We start from the raw sequence: 18,377 nt of genomic DNA on the forward strand, positions 1-18,377 counted from the left end.
TGTCTGCGTAATGGATTCGTCTCAGCCGAGGTCGCCTCCTGCGACCGGAAGGACGGACCCGGTGATGTAGGATGCCTCGTCGGACGCCAGGAACAGGATCGGCGCGACCTGCTCGGACAAGGTGCCGTACCGCTTCATGAAGCTCGAATGCTTCACCTGCGTCACGACATCACGCATCCATCCCTGCTCCTGCGCCGTATCGCCTTCGGCATTGCGCGGCACGCGCCGTGGCGGCGCCTCCGTTCCGCCCGGCGCCGTCGCCACCACGCGGATGTTGTGTTCGGCCACCTCCATGGCAAGCGACTGGGTCAGCGCATTGATGCCGCCCTTGGCCGCCGAATAGGGCACGCGGTGAATGCCGCGCGTAGCATTGGACGAGACGTTGACGATGGTGCCGGCCCCACGCTTGAAGAGGTGCGGCAGAACGGCATGGCAGCAATAGAGCGTCGGCATCAGCGAACGGCGGATCTCCGCTTCGATCTGCCCCGGCTCGAAGGCCTCGTAGGGGCGCATCCGGATCGCGCCGCCGACATTGTTGATGAGGATATCGATGCGTCCGAATTCGTCCGCTGCATGCCGCATTGCCGTCTCGGCGCCCGCATGGGTTTCAAGATCGGCGATGCAGGCTGCCGCCCGCTCGGTGCGCAGGTCAGCGACAGTCTCACGAACGATCTCGGCGCGATCGACGAAGAGCACCTCTCCGCCTTCCGAGACCACGCGTGAGGCAACCGCAAGGCCGATACCCTGCGCGGCCCCGGTGACCACCACGACCTTGTCGCGAAACCGGCCTTCGAAGACGGGCGTGCTCATGCGCTTTCCTTCAGCGGCAGGTTCGGCGTGAATTTTTCGTAGTGAAAGCTGCCAGGGGTGATCCCCGTCTGTGACAGCCAGGCCCTGACCGCATCGACCATCGGCGGCGGACCGCAGAGATAGATATCGACCGTGCCGCCAGCGAGCAGATCCTGCGGCATATGTTGCGTCACCCATCCCTTGCGCGGGTGCGACGAGGCTGTGTCTGCGACAACCGTCGTGAAGCTGAAACCGGGTACGCGCTCGGCATAGGCTTCCAGGACATCGACCAGGACGAGATCCTCATCCCGCGTGACACCGTAGACGAGATGGACCGGCGGGCCCGGCTCTCCTTGCGCCAGAACCTCCAGCATGGAGAGGAAGGGGGCGAGCCCCGTGCCTCCCGCAAGAAACAGCAACGGACGTGCCCTCTCGCGCAGATAGAAGCTCCCCATGGGCCCCGTGAAGGTCAGCTGGTCCCCCGGCTTGGCATGAGCAAGCCAGCTGCTCATCAGCCCGCCGGGTTGACGCTTGATAAGGAAGCCGAGGCGGCTTTGTCCCGGTGCGGTGGTGAAGGAGTAGGACCGGGTCGCGCCGTTGCTGCCGGGCACGTCGATATTGACGTATTGGCCCGGCAAAAACTGCGGCGCGACGGCGACATCCACATCAAGTTCCAGCACGATGGCAGCATCACTGTGCGCAACGACCTTCGCCACGGTGGCTGAAAGCTTCTGCTGCCCCGTCTTGCAAGCCGAAGATCGGGTCGGGACCGAGACGATGCCATCGCTGGTCGGGCGCATCTGGCAGGTCAACACCAGTCTGTCGGACGCTTCGTCCTTGCTCAGCGCGTCCTCGATATAGTCATCACCAAGATCGTAGCTTCCAGCTTCCGAACGGCATTTGCAAGTGCCGCAAACACCGTCCGAACAGTCCATAGGAAGGTTGATCTGGCTGCGATAGGCTGCGTCCAGAAGCTTCTCTCCCGCTTGGCATTCGACGAAACGCGTTACGCCGTCTTCGAAATTCAGTGCGATCCGATAGCTGGCCATAGATCCTCCTCCTTTGGCAATGCGAGCCTTCCGCTCCTGTCAGATGTGGTAGATGTCGATCACCTGCCGGATGTAGTCGTTCTTCAGAACCACCTTCTTCGCCGCAATCAGGAACCCATCGCCGCTCCGACGCAGCGTCACGAAGGTGGCGCCGAAGAAATGGTCGGTGACCTTGTAGCGATGGTTGAGCGTGTGGAAGTTGTAGCGAAGCTCGATCTCCGTCTCGCCTTCCGCCAGAATCTCGATATTTGCGATCATGTGGCTGGTGCGCGGTTCCGGCGTCGAGGCGCCCGAACGCTCGGTCTTGATGCGGAAGACGCGGTCTTCCAGCCCGCTGCGGTCCGGATAGTAGATAAGCGAAATTTCGCTCTGCGGATCCTCCGTCAGCCGGTCGTCGTCATCCCAGGACGGCATCCAGAAGCTGGCATCCTGCGCATAGCAGTTCAGCCAGGCATCCCAGTCCCGGTCGTCGAGAAAACGTGCTTCCCGGTAGAGGAAGGCGCGGATGCTTTCCAAGGTCGCGCTCATGCCGCGGCTCCCTCCTGCTCAAGCGCAAGGGCCTGGCGCATGACCGAAGCCCAGTATTCGTGCTGGCGCACGAAGAGCCCCTCGTCCTCGCTGCGTTCCCCCGACAGAAGCGGCTTGAGGCCCATCCGGGATGCGTTCTCATCCGGCCCTTCTATCCAGAGCGGTGCGCCGCGCGACAGGTCGTTCCAGAGCGCGGCAGTGCCCGCATAACCCGACTGGCAGGCGCGGAACTCCTCAAGATCGTCGGCCGTGCCCATGCCCGATACGTTGAAGAAGTCCTCGTATTGACGGATGCGCAGCGTCCGGTCAGCCGCGCTTTCGGCCTTCGGCGCAAAGCAGAAGATGTTGATTTCCGTCTTGTCGACGCTGATGGGACGCGTCACGCGGATCTGCGTGCTGAACTGGTCCATCAGGAAGGCGTTCGGGTAGATGCACAGATTGCGCGTCTGGTTGACAATGAAGTCTGCCTTGTCGCTGCCCAGTCGCTCTCTGATCTCCTCGCGGCGATTGTAGACCGGACGAACCTCCGGGTTCATCGTGTTGGTCCACAGCAGGATATGGCCGTTATCGAAGCCGTAGACACCGGCGGTCGACCGGCTCCAGCTGTTGGCGTCGACCGCCTTCGTACCCTCTTCCTTGCGGCGGCCCATCGTGGCTGCATAATTCCAATGAACGGAACTGACGTGATAGCCGTCGCAGCCGTTCTCCATCTGGAGCTTCCAGTTGCCGTCGTATATGTAGGAGGAGTTGCCGCGCAGCACCTCCAGCCCCTCGGGCGCCTGATCGACGATCTGGTCGATAATCACCTTGGTCTCGCCGAGGAAATCCTCAAGCGGCGCGACATCCGGATTGAGACTGCCGAAGAGGAAGCCGCGATAGTTTTGGAAACAGGCGATCTTTGTCAGATCGTGCGAGCCGTCCTTGCCGAACTGTTCGGGATACTGCGTCGTCTTTTCGTCCTTGACCTTCAGAAGCTTGCCCGTGTTGGAGAAGGTCCAGCCATGGAAGGGGCAGGTGAAGGAGCCCTTGTTTCCGTGCTTGCGGCGGCACAGCATGGCCCCGCGATGCGCGCAGGCATTGATGACCGCATTCAGAGCTCCGGTCTTGTCACGCGTGATGACGACGGGCTGGCGGCCGATCGACGTGGTGTAGTAGTCGTTGATGTCAGGGATCTGGCTTTCATGCGCGAGATAGACCCAGTTGCTCTCGAAGATGTACTTCATCTCCAGTTCGAACAGGTCGGGATTGGTGAAGATGTCGCGGCGACAGCGGAAGACGCCTCGCTGCTTGTCATCCTCGACGGCATTGGCCAGCAGATCCTGCAGGGCCGCGTGTTTGTTGATTACTTTGGACATGGTTTCTCTCCCGCCCCGGAGGGCCCTCCGGCCGTTCTCCGGCCGATCCATTGCAACGATGTCGATGACGTTTGAGAGCAAAGACGGCGGTCCACCCGAAGCTGGACCGCCCAATGCTTACGCAGCGGCGCGCTTGCGCAGGGCGTTCACCTGATTGTCGACGCCATTCACCAGCGCGGTCAGCTTGATATCGAAAACAATCTCGGCGAACGGGCCATTCAGGCCATTGGCCTTGATGCTGGCATCGTCCGTGCGCTCGATCACATCCGGAACAAGACCGTCACGGGTGGCATAGGCGAAATCGTCGTTGATCAGCGGATCGCCGGCGATGTTGATCTGCGTCGTCAGCTTGCGGTGACCATCGGCGCTGATGAAGAAATGGACATGGGCCGGCCGCTGGCCGTGACGGCCAAGTGCGGAAAGCAGCTTTTCCGTCGGGCTGCCCGGAGGCACACCGTAGCCATGCGGAACGATGCTCTGGAACTTGTAGCGCCCCTGGTCGTCGGCAATGATCGTGCGACGCATGTTGAACGGCGCCTGCTGGCCTGTCGGGTCGAAATGCGAATAGAAGCCGCGCGTATCGCAGTGCCAGACTTCCACCTTGGCACCGGGCATCGGCTTGCCGTCCGAACCATAGACGGTGCCGTGCATGATCAGCGTGTGGCCATCCGTATCCCTGCCGTCGTCCAGACGGGCAAAGCCATGACATTCCGGCGCGCCAGCCACGTAGAGCGGCCCTTCGATGGTGCGCGGCGTCTCGTTCTTGATGCCCAGCGCCTCGTCGATGGCGTCGAGGCGCTCGTCAAGGAAGTGATCGAGCCCGAGGCCGGGCGAGATGAGACCGGCCTGGCCGGCTGCGCCGATCTCGTTCAGCCAGGCCACGGCAATCCAGTATTCATCCGGTGTGATGTCCAGATCGTCGATGGCCTTGAACAGGTCGGACACGATCCGGTGGACGATCTGCTTGACGCGCGGATTGCCGTTCGTCTGGTCGAGGCCGCTCAACACCTTCAGGAAATCCTGAATGTCGGGGCGATTGAAAATGGTGACAGTCATGTCATGTCCTCCTCACATGGGTCTGGTGCGCGCCCGGCGAAACCGGACGCAAGGGATCAACTATCGTCCGCACGAACAGCCGAGGGATGGCGAAGCAGCGGCGTCACCTGGATGTCCATGAACTTGAAAAGTGGAAGGCCGCAGAGCAGCTGATGCAGCTCGTCATTATCGGCCACATCGAAGATGCTGATATTTGCGTACTGGCCGGCGATCCGCCAGATATGCCGCCACTTGCCCGTCCGCTGCAGCTCCTGCGAATAGGCCTTCTCCCGCTGCAGGATATCTGCCACGTCTTTTTCCGGCAGATCGTGAGGCAATTCGACATTCATTCTGACGTGAAAGAGCATGGTGATCGCCTCCTCAATCGGCAGCCCGGGTGACGGTGAGCGACCCGTCGCGCGTGAAGTGTGCGAGCTTGTCCTCGTCCAGCGTGATGCCAAGACCCGGCCCGGAGGGAACGAGCAGCGAGAAATCGCTATAATCGAGAGGCGTCTCCAGGATCTCCTCGGTAAGGAGAAGCGGGCCGAACAGTTCGGTACCCCATTGCAGATTGGCAAATGTCGAAAACACCTGAGCGGAGATGATGGTGCCCACAGCCCCTTCGAGCATGGTGCCACCGTAGAGTTCGACACCGGCAGCATCGGCAATCGCGGCCACCCGTTGCGCGTTGAACGCGCCGCCGTTCTGCTCCACCTTGACGGCGAAGACATCGGCGCTGTTGTTGCGCGCCATCTCGAAGGCACTTTCCGGTCCCTGCAGGGATTCGTCCGCCATCAGGGCAATCGGAAAGCGCCGGACGAGACGGCCGAGCGCGGCTGCAGACTGCACCGGCTGCTCCACCAGTTCGCAGCCGGCGCCCGCAAGCGCTGCGATACCGAGACGCGCATCCGTCTCTGTCCAGGCCATGTTGACATCGACGCGCACCGTTCCATGATCGCCGATGGCACGTTTGATCGCGGCGACATGGGCCACATCTTCCCGCACCGATCTCAGCCCGATCTTCAGCTTGAAGATTGAGTGGCGGCGGCGAGACAGCATCTTTTCCGCCTCATCGATATCGCGGCCCGTGTCGCCGGAAGCCAGGGTCCACGCAACCGGCAGCCGGTCACGCCGACGTCCGCCCATCAGTTCGCTGACTGGTACCCCCAAGCGCTTGCCCTGCGCATCGAGAAGAGCCGTCTCGACAGCACTCTTGGCGAACCGATTGTCCTTGATCATCTTGCCGATCCGGGCCATCAGCGCTTGGACACGGCTCGCATCCTGGCCGATCATGACAGCCGAAAAATAGCGGTCGATTGCAAGCTTCATGCTCTCCGGGCTCTCGCCTCCATAGGCAAGCCCGCCAATCGTCGTGCCCTCACCAATGCCGACAATGCCGTCGCTGCAACAGATCCGAACGATCATCAGCGTCTGGCCGGTCATGGTCGCAACCGAAAGCTTGTGCGGCCGGATTGTCGGCAGGTCGACCAGCATTGTCTCAATGCTCTCGACCGTCGGGGCTGCGGCAATCGCCGCCAATGGGGGAGGAAAGGTCGCGTTCATGGCGAGGATAATGCACAGCGACGCCGCCGGCGTCCAAGACCGTGTTGGTTCCGCTCCATACCCAATAGGTATGATAGGGGGAATTACAGCAATGCGCAGAGCGAGGCAGCGAGCCTGTCCGCCGCCGCCCTCAAACGCAAATTGAACCGCGCCCGGCACACCGCCTACATCCTCGACAGTTGGTTTTATGGCGACATGAGCAGGCTCGAGGAGCTGAAGGTGAAGATGATGGCCGCGGCGATGGTTCTGCCCGGACTGGCTCTACAAGACCCAGAAACGGCTGATGGTCGATGCGGTGGAAGTGGCGATCGTCGATGGCGCCAGCCGTCCTTGCGATCATCATGCCAGCGGGGTCTGGGCCCTGTCGGAGATCGACGATCTCCTTGAAAGCGACGGTGTGGCGAGCTGTATAGCGGAACTGCGCCGACGGTTCGGTCAGCGTGTCCAGCAGCTTCTCGAAGCGGAGACACTGAAGGCGCTTTGCTTCGACAGGGTACCGCCGCCGGACACGGCGGTCATGACGCCTGAGGTGACGGCACCGACCCGGTCGCGCATCAATCTGAATGGACCTGCGCGTCCCTTCGAGGAAGACCGGGCTGCCCGCGCCGGGGACGGTGATGGCGATTACGACGAACCGGGATCTGACGCCGCGTCCGACGATGACGAGCCTGCGCCCGTCTTCATGCGGGTCAGGTGATCGAGATCGGCCGAGCATTCCGCGTTCCGCCCTCGATGCTCTAAGAGCTGGACCGCGCCACCTGGTCGAACGGCAAACAGATGGGCCGGGAGTTCCTGGTCCACAGCCTCGATCCCTAGCTCCTCCTGCTGGAAGCCGGCCGGCGCCGGGCGCTGTTCACGCCGGAGGAGCGTGCGTCCGACCGTGTCCTCTTTGACCGTGACGACCTCACGCGCGCCGATCGCACGGCCCGCGCAACGGCGATTTCCTCGCTCGTCAGTGCCCGCGTCCTCAACCCGAACGAGGCGCGCGGCTGGCTCGATCTCGACCCCTACACGGGCGGCGAGGCTTCCGCAAAGCTGGGCGATCCGGAGTTTATCGCCGCTCATAATAAAGCGGTTAACTCAACCGAAACGAAAGGCTCGGTGAAAACGCGATCAAGAAGCTCGAAGAGCGAACAAAACTTCCCAAATAAGCGTCCGAATGGCCGCGCATGTTCAAGTTTCACAAAGGGAAAAGACGAGAAAATTCAAGTGGCTGGGGAACCTGGATTCTCACATGATTTCAATGACTTATTTGAAAAGTCTTGAAATTCCCTCTGTTTTCCTGCCGCGAGCGACCGTGGATGCGACCTTTGTGCCCTGGCTTTGGGCCTCAGTCAACAGGAGGGGTATACCGGCAATAATTTCCGCTCCTGAGGCAAAGTTGTTGTGTGGCCGTCACCTTGTTAACGACCGCTCACTCCCTTCACAGCTTGCATTCCGGCCGCGTCCCAGAAGTGATCAGCGCGTCGGCAAGTTTGCGCCAAGTAATTTGAGTCGAACCCGCCCCAATTCTCTTCCTTTGGTTGAACGCGCTTCCACCTCACGGTTCCACATCGGATGGCGCCTGAGCCAGGTGCAAAAAAAACGCAGCGGGTCCTCAAAAATCATTGTGTGGAAAAGCATGAGCGATCCTGGGATGCTTCGGCGATGCGGCCCATAATTTGCCGATGATCCAATGCCCGTTCTGCACCGCCGAACTGAGCCGCATCGCCTTTATGGACGATCAAGTCGTCGCCCTGTGGGACGCCTTCCCGGTGTCGCCAGGACATTTACTCATCGTTCCACGACGGCATGCGGCGACATGGGACGATCTTTCAGCGGACGAGAAGCAGTCGATCTGGCAGAACATCGACAGGGCAAAAATTGAGATCGAACGAAAGCATAAGCCAGACGGGTACAACGTCGGGTTCAATCTAGCTGAAGCTGCAGGGCAGACGGTCTCCCATTTTCACCTGCACGTCATTCCGCGCTACACGGGTGACGTCGACGATCCGAGAGGCGGCGTCAGGCACGTTATCCCGCACAAGGCCAACTACCTTGCCCAGGAAGTGAGCAGCACCGGAGCGTTGAAGCGCTTGATCACTGGCGGAAGCGACCACCTTCTGCCCCATCTGATCATGCATATGGACGAGGCAAACGCCTGCGACATCGCAGTAGCATTTCTGCTTGACAGCGGGGCCAGACTGATCGTCGAGCATCTGAAAGATTTTTTAGCCCGTGGCGGAAGAGCCCGAATTCTCGTCGGCGACTACATGGACGTAACGGAGCCGATGGCGCTGCGGCGTTTAGCCGATCTCGACGGGGATCTGACTTTCCGAGTCTTCGAGGCTGCGGCACAAGGATTTCACCTCAAGACCTATATCTTTTTGTCGGGCAAGGAGGGCGTGGCATTCGTCGGCAGTTCGAACCTGTCAGAGGCGGCGCTGACCACATCCATCGAGTGGAACTACAAGGTCATTTCCAGCCACGACCGATCGGCCTTCCCCCAGATCACCAATGGCTTCGAAGACCTGTTTGATTCCTATAGTGCCGTCTCCGTCACCTCGGAGTGGATCAACCGCTATGAAAGCCGGAGAAATCCGCTAGGCTTCAAAGATGCTGGCTTGGCATACGAGCTGCCGCTGCCCCCTCCCGAACCACACGCCATCCAACGGCAGGCCCTCGCAGCGCTCGAGCACACGCGGCAGGACGGTTTTACTGCGGGCCTCGTTGTGCTCGCTACCGGTCTTGGCAAGACTTGGCTGGCGGCCTTTGACAGCAATCGCCTCGAATATCGTCGCATCCTCTTCGTCGCCCATCGCGAGGAAATACTCAATCAGGCGATCGAGACATTCCGACGTGTGCGACCGACAGCTCGGATTGGAAGGTTGTCGGGCGATTACAAGGACACGGATGCCGATCTCCTTTTCGCCTCCGTTCAAACTCTCGGCAAGGTGAACCAGATCAAGCAATTTCGACCGGACACCTTTGACTATGTCGTCATCGATGAGTTCCATCATGCAGCAGCGACGACCTACCGCCGCATCATCGATTACTTCGAACCACAGTTTCTCCTCGGTCTAACCGCGACGCCCGAGCGGAGCGATGGAGCTGATCTCCTCGGTCTTTGCCAGGAGAACCTCGTCTTCCAGGCCGGTGTCCATCTAGGGATTGAAGCCGGGCATCTCTGCCCCTTTCATTACTTCGGTGTCCCGGACAATGTCGATTACCGGAATATCCCCTGGCGTAGTGCCCAGTTCGACCTAACCGAGCTTACCGCCGCCGTCGCTACAGAAGCGCGCGCGCAGAACGCGCTCGAACAGTATCGCTTGCGAGGTGGGACGAAGTGCATCGGTTTCTGCTGTTCCCAAACGCATGCCGATTTCATGGCCGACTTCTTCAACCAGCAGGGCGTCTCCGCTGTTGCCGTTCACGCCGGCGGAAATTCTGCACCGCGGGCTACTTCGCTGCAGAGACTGGAAGCGGGCGAACTGGACGTGGTGTTTGCCGTAGACATGTTTAACGAAGGCGTCGACGTCCCGAGCATCGACACCGTATTGATGCTACGCCCGACCGAATCGACCATCATCTGGCTGCAACAGCTCGGACGTGGGTTGCGAAAGTCTGCGAACAAAGACCGTCTCGTCGTCATCGACTATATCGGCAACCATCGCATCTTCCTCACGAAGCTCCGCGCGATCGCCTCGATTGCGAATGTTGATGCGTCGTCCAGCGGCCACATCCGAGAACTTCTGGAAAAGCTCCAAGGCGACCAGATTAGTCTGCCAACCGGTTGCGAAGTGACCTACGATCTCGCGACGATCGACATATTGCGCATGCTGGTAAAACCGGCCAGTACCGAGAATGCGCTGGAAGATTTCTACCGCGACTTCTTGGAGCGGCATGGCGTCCGGCCCACAGCGTCGGAGGTTTTTCATTCCGGCAGCAATCCGAGAAGCAGCAGCGAACGCTCCTGGCTCGGCTTCGTGGTACGAATGCGCGGGTTGGACGATCTGGAGCGAGCGACCTGGTTGGAGCACGAGGATTTCTTCCGGGAAATGGAGAAAACCGAACTGACCCGGAGCTACAAGCTCATGACGATGTTGGCACTGTTCGACGGGGAGACCGTGCAGGATCGCTGCACCGTTGATGAGATTGTCGGGCGCGTTGCGCGGCTGGCCTTCCGCATTCACAAGCTCCAGCAGGATTTCTCTGTCGATCTCGCGGATCGGAAAGCGCTTAGAGCGGTGCTACTCAAATTTCCGATAGATGTCCTGACGAAGCTGCGGGACAGCAACGGCACGCCCTATTTCGTTCTGGAAGGAGAGCTGTTCGGGTTCGCGAGAGCGCCGAGGAACAGGGAGACCTTTAGCCATCTGCTGCAGGAAATCCTCGATTGGCGTCTCGCGCAATATCTGAGCAGAAGTGGAGGTCACAATGAGCTGGCGGACGCCGTCTGCCGCGTCGCGCGAAACACGAGCGGACTGCCTATCCTGTTCCTCCCAACGACGTCCGGTGCGGCCCAGTTAGCAGAAGGTCCCTTGGATGTCGTCGTCGGTGGTCAGCCGATGGTGGCGACAGTTGGCAAGATTGCAATCAACGTCGTCCGAAGAGCCGGCGAGCCGTCCAACCAGTTGCCTACGATTTTGCGCGGATGGTTCGGCGACGATGCCGGACTGCCTGGCAAAGGCGATCGTGTCCGGCTCCGTTTCCAAAACAATACGTGGCGTATAGAGCCAATGGGTGCCCAAAGCCAGGCACAAGCCGGCCTTCAGCTTTGGGAGCGGTATTCACGCGAAGCCATCCCTCCAGCCTTCGGCTTGACCTTCGATCAGGCGACGTGGAACGCGGGCTTCGTGCCAAAACCGCCTCATATCTTCCTGCTGGTCACCTTAGAGAAGGAGGGGATGCTCGACGAGCACCGCTATGCCGATCACTTCATCTCTGCCACGGAATTTTCATGGCAAAGCCAAAACAGGACCAAGCAAGCGTCCAAGCATGGTGAGATGATCCGCGACCATCGCGCGCGGGGCCTTCACATCCATCTGCTGGTTCGCAAGACGAAGAAGATCGGACCCAAGCCGGCACCATTCATCTACTGTGGCGAGGTGGACTTCGTAACCTGGACAGGCGAGATGCCGGTTACGGTGACATGGCGACTACGTAAGGCGGTGCCATCGATGCTTCTGTCACAAGTGAAGGTCTGACCGATCGCGCCGTTCCAGTTCAGTCAGACAAAATGGGTGCGTCAGGGTAATAAGAGGGGCCTTTCTTGTCTCCATCACCGCTTCATTGGCGGAGGAGATATGGCGCGGCATCAGTTTCCTGTTTTCATTGGCCGGATCAACTCCGCGGTACTGCGTGTCAAATGGCCGGCTCTACCTTCGGACCACGGGGGCTCCGCGAGGTGAATGGTAATGCAAACGAGCAGATAAGTCTGGTAAACACGCCGCGTGCTTTTGGAGACCCATAGATGACCTTGCTCACCCCAGACAGACGGCTCGTTTTTTACGATCGCGAAGGGCTGCCGTATCGACCCGTACGGGATGGCGGAACAGGAAGATCGATCTTCAAAATAAAGCCGAAGGGCGCCAGCAACCGGGCCGACGAAGCCATTCACACAGAACATTGGCTGGAAGTAGCGCGCGCTATGTTGATCGATGGGCTTGCGGCTCGCTGCCAGGGGTTCTCGGGTGGCTCAGTCAACTACCTCACGTTTGGGGCTCAGAAACTCGTTCGGTACGAGCTCGATCCAGAGATCGCTCAGGAATTAGGAATTCCGCCGGAGGGCGGCACTAACGTGCAGCCAAGTAATTTCTCACGCGCTGCCATAGAAGCTGCTTGCGATGCATTCGAAGCATTTCGGAGCCGCGGTGCCCATGCGGAGATCTTCAGTGCTTTTGGTGAGCCGCGAGATTATTGGGTGCGTTCTACCCGCGGTCGCGAGAACCGCCTCTACCCCACAAAGCCCATTGTGGCGTTTCTCTTGGGCACGACCGATATTCACGGTGGCTGGAACCAGCCGAGCGGCCCGGTTTCACTACTGCATAACAGCGGTTTCATCATTGTCGACGGTGATGACACGCCCTCCGAAATACCAAAGGAAGAACATGTGCTGCGAGGCGCCGACCGTATTCGGCTTTGTGCGCTGAACTACTTCATCGAGCCGGCACGGGAACAGGGCGCGACTGAGGTTTCCGTTCGAGCTGGCGATCTCGCCGCGACCATGGGCCTGCAAGATGCGTTTCCTAATATCTGCCAAGCTCTCGGAGGCGAGAAGTTTCAGCAATTGGCTCAGGTGCCACCGCCAATACATACCGAGCCGAACCCCAGCAGCTCCACCATCTTCACCTACAAGCTCGCATCACAAGCGAAGGCGGCCACCGTGACAGAAGAAAGTACAGCCTCAACGCGTTCAGCAACCAACTTGATTCTCTATGGGCCACCTGGCACAGGCAAGACCTACCGCACCGCATGGGAGGCCGTCCGGCTTTGTCTTGGGGAACAGGTAGCAGCGGCGCTTCAGGGGGGCGAGAAGCGTAACGCGCTGATGGTCGAGTATCGACGCTTAGTCAGCGAGGGAAGGATCGAGTTCGTCACCTTCCACCAGTCTATGTCTTACGAGGAATTTGTCGAAGGCCTTCGGCCAAGCACCGGCGATGAAGCCGGCGAGGGGCCCGAGGATGTTGAAGTCAGCACCGGTTTTCGTTTGAAATCCCATGACGGCGTTTTCAAGCGAATCAGCGAGCGCGCGCGGCTCGATCAGGTTGCTGAAGGATCCCCGCACAGGCTTGAGCGCTCTGCACGCGTGTTCAAGGTCGCACTCGGGAATCGGCAAATTGAGCAGGACCGTTACCGGATTCGATTTGGCCTAGACAACAACCTCATCCATGTGGGCTGGGGCGGTGACATTGACTGGTCGGATGAACGTTTCGACGATTTTGATGAAATACAATCTGAATGGAGAGCAAAGAAGGATCCCAACGCGACCGGCCACGATGGAAACATCGTAATCACCTTCTCTTTCAGGGCGGACATGCAGGTTGGTGATTATGTCGTGGTCTCTGATGGACGTGATCGAATGCAGGCGTTTGGCAGGGTCACTGGTGAATATTTCTACGACCCCGAGGCAGCATTCCATCCGCATCGGCGGCATGTAGAGTGGCTTTGGCGAGAAGACGCCGGAGCAGAACGAAGCCGCTTTTACGCCAGAGGTTTCAGACGTCATTCAGTTTACAAGCTCAATCAGTCACTGGTGGATTGGGACGCCCTGGAAGCAATTGTTTTCGGTGATGAGACACCTCGTGCAAATCAGTCGGCACGGGATCATGTTTTGATCATCGATGAGATCAACCGAGCGAACATCTCGAAGGTTTTCGGCGAGTTGATCACGCTTTTGGAGCCCGACAAGCGGCTGGGTATGCCGAACGAAATCCGCCTCGTGTTGCCATATTCGAAGAAACCCTTCGCGGTTCCAGCGAACCTCCACATCATCGGCACCATGAACACGGCCGACCGGTCCATTGCGCTTCTCGATACCGCATTGCGCCGCCGGTTCACGTTCTGTGAGCTGATGCCTAACCCGTTGGTCCTTCCCACAAATACGGGAGGGATTGATCTGCGGAAGCTCCTGACCACGATCAACGACCGGGTCGAGTTTCTCTTCGATCGGGAGCATCAGATTGGCCACGCCTATTTTACCGGCTGCGCAACACGTGGCGATGTCGAGGAGGTGATGCGCCACAAAGTGATCCCATTGTTGGCGGAGTATTTCTACGAGGACTGGTCCAAGGTTGCCGCCGTTCTGGGCGACACCGGGCAAGGCCGGCCGCGGTTTCTGGAAGCACGGCGACTTGCCGCTCCTGCGAGCATTGCCGAAGACGACCTCTCCGACGAAAAGCTACGTTGGCGCGTTAAAGACTCGTTCGATTTCTCGGAGTTTGAAGTCTGATGCCGTCCTACACTGTGCGGGAGTGGGATACGCTGCCCCATGGCGACGGGGAGGGCTCCATTCCAGCACATCTTGCTAGTCGGCTGGTTGCTCTGACGAAGACCTCGCCTTTTGCCGGCCGGGGCGGCGGCGGTGTGCTGGAGGATCGGCGGCACGAGCTACGGGCCCGTGGTGTCGTGGGTGTGATTGCTGCGCAGGGTTGCAGTCTCGAAATCCTCCCAAAGATCGACGTTATGCAAGCAGAAGGGGCGGAGCGGCAGAACGCTGCGATCCGCAAGCGTCTCGTCCATATGCTCGCGGTCGCATTGGATCTGAAGATCGAAATAGGGCGGATCACAGACCTCGACTGGCAGCGCGAGACCCTTCTTGAGATCCTGATCCGGCTATTCTGTGACAAGCTGACCGAAGCGATCCGCCGCGGCATGCCTCGTCGCTATCTCGGTCATGAGGAAGATCTTTCAGCGCTGCGCGGCACGCTCGATGTGCCGCGTCAATTTACTCGTCATGCCTTGAACCCCGGACGCCTCGCTTGTCGCTTCGATGACTTATCACAAGACATCGCGCTCAACCAAATCATGAAGGCAGCCGTGGCGCATGTGTCAAGGACGTCGCGGAGTCCGGCTAATCAGCAGCGCCTTCGCGAATTGGCCTTCGTCTATGCCGATATCTCAGATGTCCCGGTGCCAGCCCTGAGATGGCGAGAGGTCATCATCGACCGGACAAATCGCGCCTGGCAGGATCTGTTCGGCATGGCACAACTGTTCTTGCGTAGTCGATACCAGACAACTAGCAGTGGCTCGGGACAAGGGAGTGCCCTCCTATTCGAAATGAACGCCCTTTTTGAGGAGTATGTCGGACGACTGGTCACGCGCGCTCTCGCCGGAACCGAGTTCCGCGTTACGCTGCAGGGTGGGCGGCTCTTCTGTCTCACCTCTGTTGAGAACGACCGCGCCTTGTTTCAAACCAAGCCCGACATCCTGATCTGGCGGGGTGGACAGGTAGCCCATGTGATCGACACGAAATGGAAACGGATATCCGCGCGGATTGATGATCCGAAGCTGGGTGTTTCTCAGGGTGATGTTTACCAGATGATGGCGTACGCTCATCTCTACAAGTCACCTAAGCTGACTCTGCTCTATCCCCATCACAATGGGCTGGGCGCGAATGAGGGTGTCCAGGCGCAGTTCCGGATCACGGGTCAGGAGACGGTAATCGAGACCGGCAGCGTCGACGTGGCCAACGGGAAGGATCTTGCGGCGCGCCTGAGAGACAAGTTCCTTTTAAACGTTTTCGGAGGCAGTTGAACAGGGGTCCCCAGCCAACATCATCAGCCATCCTCGAACGCGACGGATAGCCGAAGAAACTGCGACCGAGATCGCCCAACTTATTGACAAGACGCCACTTTTCGATGCGGGAGATGGTCGCCAATTTGGATCGAAAAATCGGTCGAAAAAGACTTCCCTGGGAGACCTGGATTCTCACATGATTTCAATGACTTAGTGTAAAAGTCTCGAAATTCCCTCTGTTTTCCCATCGTGAGCGACCGTGGATGCCATCCTTGTGCCCTGACTTTGGGTATCAGTCAACAGGGCGGGCCAGCGGCAATAATTTCCGCTTGCGGACCTCAATTTTGCGGTGAGACGGCCATAAAGTGCCCGGCACTTTATGGCTTCATTTCAGCCGTTCGAGGCGGCGACTTACATCCCGAAACCTTTCCTTGCCAGGATTCGCCGTCATTGTCTCGACTTCGCGTCGCCGCCCCTTGATGTGCTGCCTAGGTTCGGGTCAGGGCAGAAGGCGCTCTTGGGCGAAAGGTCCAGGCTCGCGGATCCACCGACATTGATTGGTTCACGACCCCTCTTCGGACTTGATGCAGTTGCCATGCGGCAGTGCTGTCAGGCGGCTTCCGGCCCTTCGTGTCCGGGCCATGCGCGCCGCTGAGCTAAGCACGTTCGTCAACTCAGAGCCGCCTCCGGATTTTCGCCGCGCTGGTGTTCGAGCTCCAAAAGGGTTCGGCCTATCATCGGCGCTGTGCCGTACCCTCACTCAGAGCGCGGAAGCGACGCGCCCTCAAGTCTGTGGTTCGCACCGTTCACTGGAGCTTCTGAAAGCGCCGTAGCTTCATAAATATTGCCACGTCCGTAGCGCGGACAAAATAGGCCCTGACTAAGCCGAGGGATTGACAGTCCAAGCAACGAAAGAGTTTGCCCGATCATCCGACTCCCCCGCCAGTTCGAGTTGTATCCCCGTTCAATTGCATGCCACTGCTTTAGGTGGTTGTATGGAATCGCTGACGTCAACTGAGTTCGCTGAGGGTCTTATGCATATTGAGAGTTTGAGGCTTCGGAATTTCCGTTGCTTTGGAGATGAAGCGCAGACCATTTCATTCGATCCTGCACTCACCGCGGTAGTCGGCGCAAACGGGGCCGGAAAGACGGCGATAATTGCCGCCCTACAGAAGCTGTTTGCAACCCGTGCGGAAGACCGTCGTTTGACGCGTGAGGACGTCCATTTCGGCCCAGATGAAACACCTGGTACGGTCGAGGATGCTAATGCAAGCTCGGAATACGAGCTTGACGATCGGTCGGGCGAGCTTGGCCTGCCGGATGATCAGATTCGATCCGTCGACAGGAGAGAGATTGAGATCGAAGTCATACTGGCATTTCCCGAACTGAGCGATGGAATTGATGAGGACAAGGCGGATTCAGTGCCCGAAATCTTTCGGGCGATGTCATCATCCGGCCCCGGCCAACCTCTCAAAGCAAGGATTCGATTGGAGGCGCGTTGGATCTACGGCATGGACGAGGACGATATTAGCTCGCAAATGTTCTGGATCACCAGCCTGGATGACGTGCCGTTCGGAGAACGTGACATTGCCAAGCTTCCCTTCTCTGCTAACGATCGCCGGCGCTTCCAGATCCGATACCTTCCCGCGACACGAGACAGTAATGCGATACTGAAGCTCGCTCTTCGAGAAATGCTCAACTGGCTTGAACGTCATGGGGACTGGGAAGGCGGTCGAGCGTCGATGGCCAAGCAGTGGGAAACCCTGCAGAACATGTTTGACGCCATGCCCGCCATCAAAAAGATCAGCGAAGAACTTTCAATAAACTGGGGCCGGCTTTTTGAAGGTCGTCACCTTCGATCTCCTCGCTTAACTGTCCTCGCTCGGGAGCTTCAGCGGGCGCTTCGCGAGCTTTCATTAACGCTCGGACCGGGACCTGGTGGGCGACACAGGTCTGTGCAAGAACTTAGCGAGGGGCAAGCATCACTGTTCTACATCGCGATCGTTGTGACGCTTTTCAAGCTTGATGACGAACTTACCCGCACGAAGCCAGAGGGATTCCTCGCCGTTGAAGTCGCGCGGCCCTGGCTCACGGTTATTGCGCTTGAGGAACCTGAAAACCACTTGGCACCTTTCTACCTCTCGCGAATGGTCAACCTGATGCGGGAGCAGGCACAGAGCGAATCCGTCATGGCGATTCTTACGACGCATTCAGCCAGCGCTTTGCGTAGGGTGGATCCCAACCAGGTGCGCTATGTACGTCAGGATCCACTCACGCTTACGTCTCGCGTGAAGGAGATTCCATTGCCTGGAGCCGACTCTGACGCCAGAAAATTTATCCAGGAAGCGGTCGCGAGCCATCCCGAACTCTATTTTGCCCGCTTGGTGATACTGGGCGAGGGGCGCTCTGAAGAAATTGTGCTACCACGACTCGCGCGATCACTCGATCCCGAGATGGATCTGGATCCAGCTTTTGTTGCCTTCGTTCCACTGGGAGGCAGACATGTCAATCATTTCTGGCGTTTGCTGGACGGTCTAAAGATCCCTTATGTAACCCTTCTTGACTACGATCTCGGACGTTCAGGAGCTGGGCCGAGGCGATTGAAATACGCGGCAGACCAGCTCGAGAAGATCGGTGTGAATGCACCGCCACTTCCTCGCCCCCGAAAAGCTGGGGAATGGGACTCTCTTACAGGGATCGAAGTTGGTTTCTGGATGTCATGGCTTCGCTTCAACAATGTCTTCTACTCCAGCCAACTCGACCTAGGCTCAGGACTCATAAATCACAACCAAAAGATAACGGTTGCAGCGATGCATATGCTTGAGAAGAAGGTATGCGCGCA

The 18,377-nt window shown here is 58.8% G+C and carries 12 protein-coding genes; 5 read left to right on the plus strand and 7 right to left on the minus strand.

Annotated features, from left to right (window positions below; translation table 11 throughout):
• Positions 1-21: 21 nt before the first annotated feature.
• The 7 genes from benD to BJF92_RS00920 all read right to left on the minus strand — a co-directional run bounded on the left by benD (position 22) and on the right by BJF92_RS00920 (position 6,319).
• Entirely contained in the window at positions 22-810 is a 789-nt protein-coding gene (benD, locus tag BJF92_RS00890; RefSeq protein ID WP_075632892.1) for a benzoate diol dehydrogenase BenD, read from the minus strand.
• Complete coding sequence (gene benC, locus BJF92_RS00895; RefSeq protein ID WP_075632893.1) at positions 807-1,838, minus strand: benzoate 1,2-dioxygenase electron transfer component BenC; 1,032 nt, start codon at positions 1,836-1,838, stop codon at positions 807-809. Before benC ends, benD begins: the two co-directional genes overlap by 4 nt.
• Positions 1,839-1,877: 39 nt before the next feature.
• The gene (gene benB / locus BJF92_RS00900) at positions 1,878-2,366 is read right to left on the minus strand and encodes a benzoate 1,2-dioxygenase small subunit (protein ID WP_075632894.1); all 489 of its coding nucleotides are present in this window, start codon (positions 2,364-2,366) and stop codon (positions 1,878-1,880) included.
• A complete protein-coding gene (locus BJF92_RS00905; protein WP_075632895.1) occupies positions 2,363-3,721 on the minus strand; it encodes a Rieske 2Fe-2S domain-containing protein in 1,359 nt (452 codons plus the stop codon). The genes benB and BJF92_RS00905 overlap by 4 nt, the downstream gene beginning before the upstream one ends.
• A 117-nt stretch (positions 3,722-3,838) precedes the next feature.
• On the minus strand, positions 3,839-4,777 hold the full coding sequence (gene catA, locus BJF92_RS00910) for a catechol 1,2-dioxygenase (protein ID WP_075632896.1): 939 nt from the start codon (positions 4,775-4,777) through the stop codon (positions 3,839-3,841).
• 56 nt (positions 4,778-4,833) lie between these two features.
• Positions 4,834-5,124: a muconolactone Delta-isomerase gene (gene catC / locus BJF92_RS00915; RefSeq protein WP_075632897.1), complete on the minus strand. Its 291-nt coding sequence runs from the start codon at positions 5,122-5,124 to the stop codon at positions 4,834-4,836.
• A gap of 13 nt (positions 5,125-5,137) precedes the next feature.
• Positions 5,138-6,319: a muconate/chloromuconate family cycloisomerase gene (locus BJF92_RS00920; protein WP_075632898.1), complete on the minus strand. Its 1,182-nt coding sequence runs from the start codon at positions 6,317-6,319 to the stop codon at positions 5,138-5,140.
• 283 nt (positions 6,320-6,602) lie between these two features.
• Between BJF92_RS00920 and BJF92_RS25685 the strand changes: the two genes are divergently transcribed.
• From BJF92_RS25685 to BJF92_RS00950, 5 genes are all read left to right on the plus strand, one after another.
• Positions 6,603-7,016 carry a hypothetical protein gene (locus tag BJF92_RS25685; protein WP_075632899.1) on the plus strand — a complete coding sequence of 138 codons (414 nt, stop codon included), beginning with the start codon at positions 6,603-6,605 and terminating at the stop codon, positions 7,014-7,016.
• Positions 7,017-7,986: 970 nt separating this feature from the next.
• Entirely contained in the window at positions 7,987-11,505 is a 3,519-nt protein-coding gene (locus tag BJF92_RS00935; protein WP_075632900.1) for a DUF3427 domain-containing protein, read from the plus strand.
• A gap of 266 nt (positions 11,506-11,771) precedes the next feature.
• A complete protein-coding gene (locus BJF92_RS00940; RefSeq protein ID WP_075632901.1) occupies positions 11,772-14,249 on the plus strand; it encodes an AAA family ATPase in 2,478 nt (825 codons plus the stop codon).
• Entirely contained in the window at positions 14,249-15,553 is a 1,305-nt protein-coding gene (locus BJF92_RS00945) for an McrC family protein (RefSeq protein WP_075632902.1), read from the plus strand. Before BJF92_RS00940 ends, BJF92_RS00945 begins: the two co-directional genes overlap by 1 nt.
• A gap of 977 nt (positions 15,554-16,530) precedes the next feature.
• On the plus strand, positions 16,531-18,377 hold a 1,847-nt coding region (locus BJF92_RS00950; RefSeq protein WP_075632903.1), incomplete at its 3' end, for an ATP-dependent nuclease.

Source organism: Xaviernesmea rhizosphaerae (assembly GCF_001938945.1).
Taxonomy (GTDB): Bacteria; Pseudomonadota; Alphaproteobacteria; order Rhizobiales; family Rhizobiaceae; genus Xaviernesmea; species Xaviernesmea rhizosphaerae.

Excerpts from the sequence above, each read along its gene's own strand:
- benD (WP_075632892.1), bottom strand. The coding sequence starts at position 810 with ATGAGCACGCCCGTCTTCGAAGGCCGGTTTCGCGACAAGGTCGTGGTG.
- BJF92_RS00935 (WP_075632900.1), top strand. The coding sequence starts at position 7,987 with ATGATCCAATGCCCGTTCTGCACCGCCGAACTGAGCCGCATCGCCTTT.
- BJF92_RS00920 (WP_075632898.1), bottom strand. The coding sequence starts at position 6,319 with ATGAACGCGACCTTTCCTCCCCCATTGGCGGCGATTGCCGCAGCCCCG.
- BJF92_RS25685 (WP_075632899.1), top strand. The coding sequence starts at position 6,603 with ATGGTCGATGCGGTGGAAGTGGCGATCGTCGATGGCGCCAGCCGTCCT.
- BJF92_RS00905 (WP_075632895.1), bottom strand. The coding sequence starts at position 3,721 with ATGTCCAAAGTAATCAACAAACACGCGGCCCTGCAGGATCTGCTGGCC.
- catC (WP_075632897.1), bottom strand. The coding sequence starts at position 5,124 with ATGCTCTTTCACGTCAGAATGAATGTCGAATTGCCTCACGATCTGCCG.
- BJF92_RS00945 (WP_075632902.1), top strand. The coding sequence starts at position 14,249 with ATGCCGTCCTACACTGTGCGGGAGTGGGATACGCTGCCCCATGGCGAC.
- catA (WP_075632896.1), bottom strand. The coding sequence starts at position 4,777 with ATGACTGTCACCATTTTCAATCGCCCCGACATTCAGGATTTCCTGAAG.
- BJF92_RS00940 (WP_075632901.1), top strand. The coding sequence starts at position 11,772 with ATGACCTTGCTCACCCCAGACAGACGGCTCGTTTTTTACGATCGCGAA.
- benB (WP_075632894.1), bottom strand. The coding sequence starts at position 2,366 with ATGAGCGCGACCTTGGAAAGCATCCGCGCCTTCCTCTACCGGGAAGCA.
- benC (WP_075632893.1), bottom strand. The coding sequence starts at position 1,838 with ATGGCCAGCTATCGGATCGCACTGAATTTCGAAGACGGCGTAACGCGT.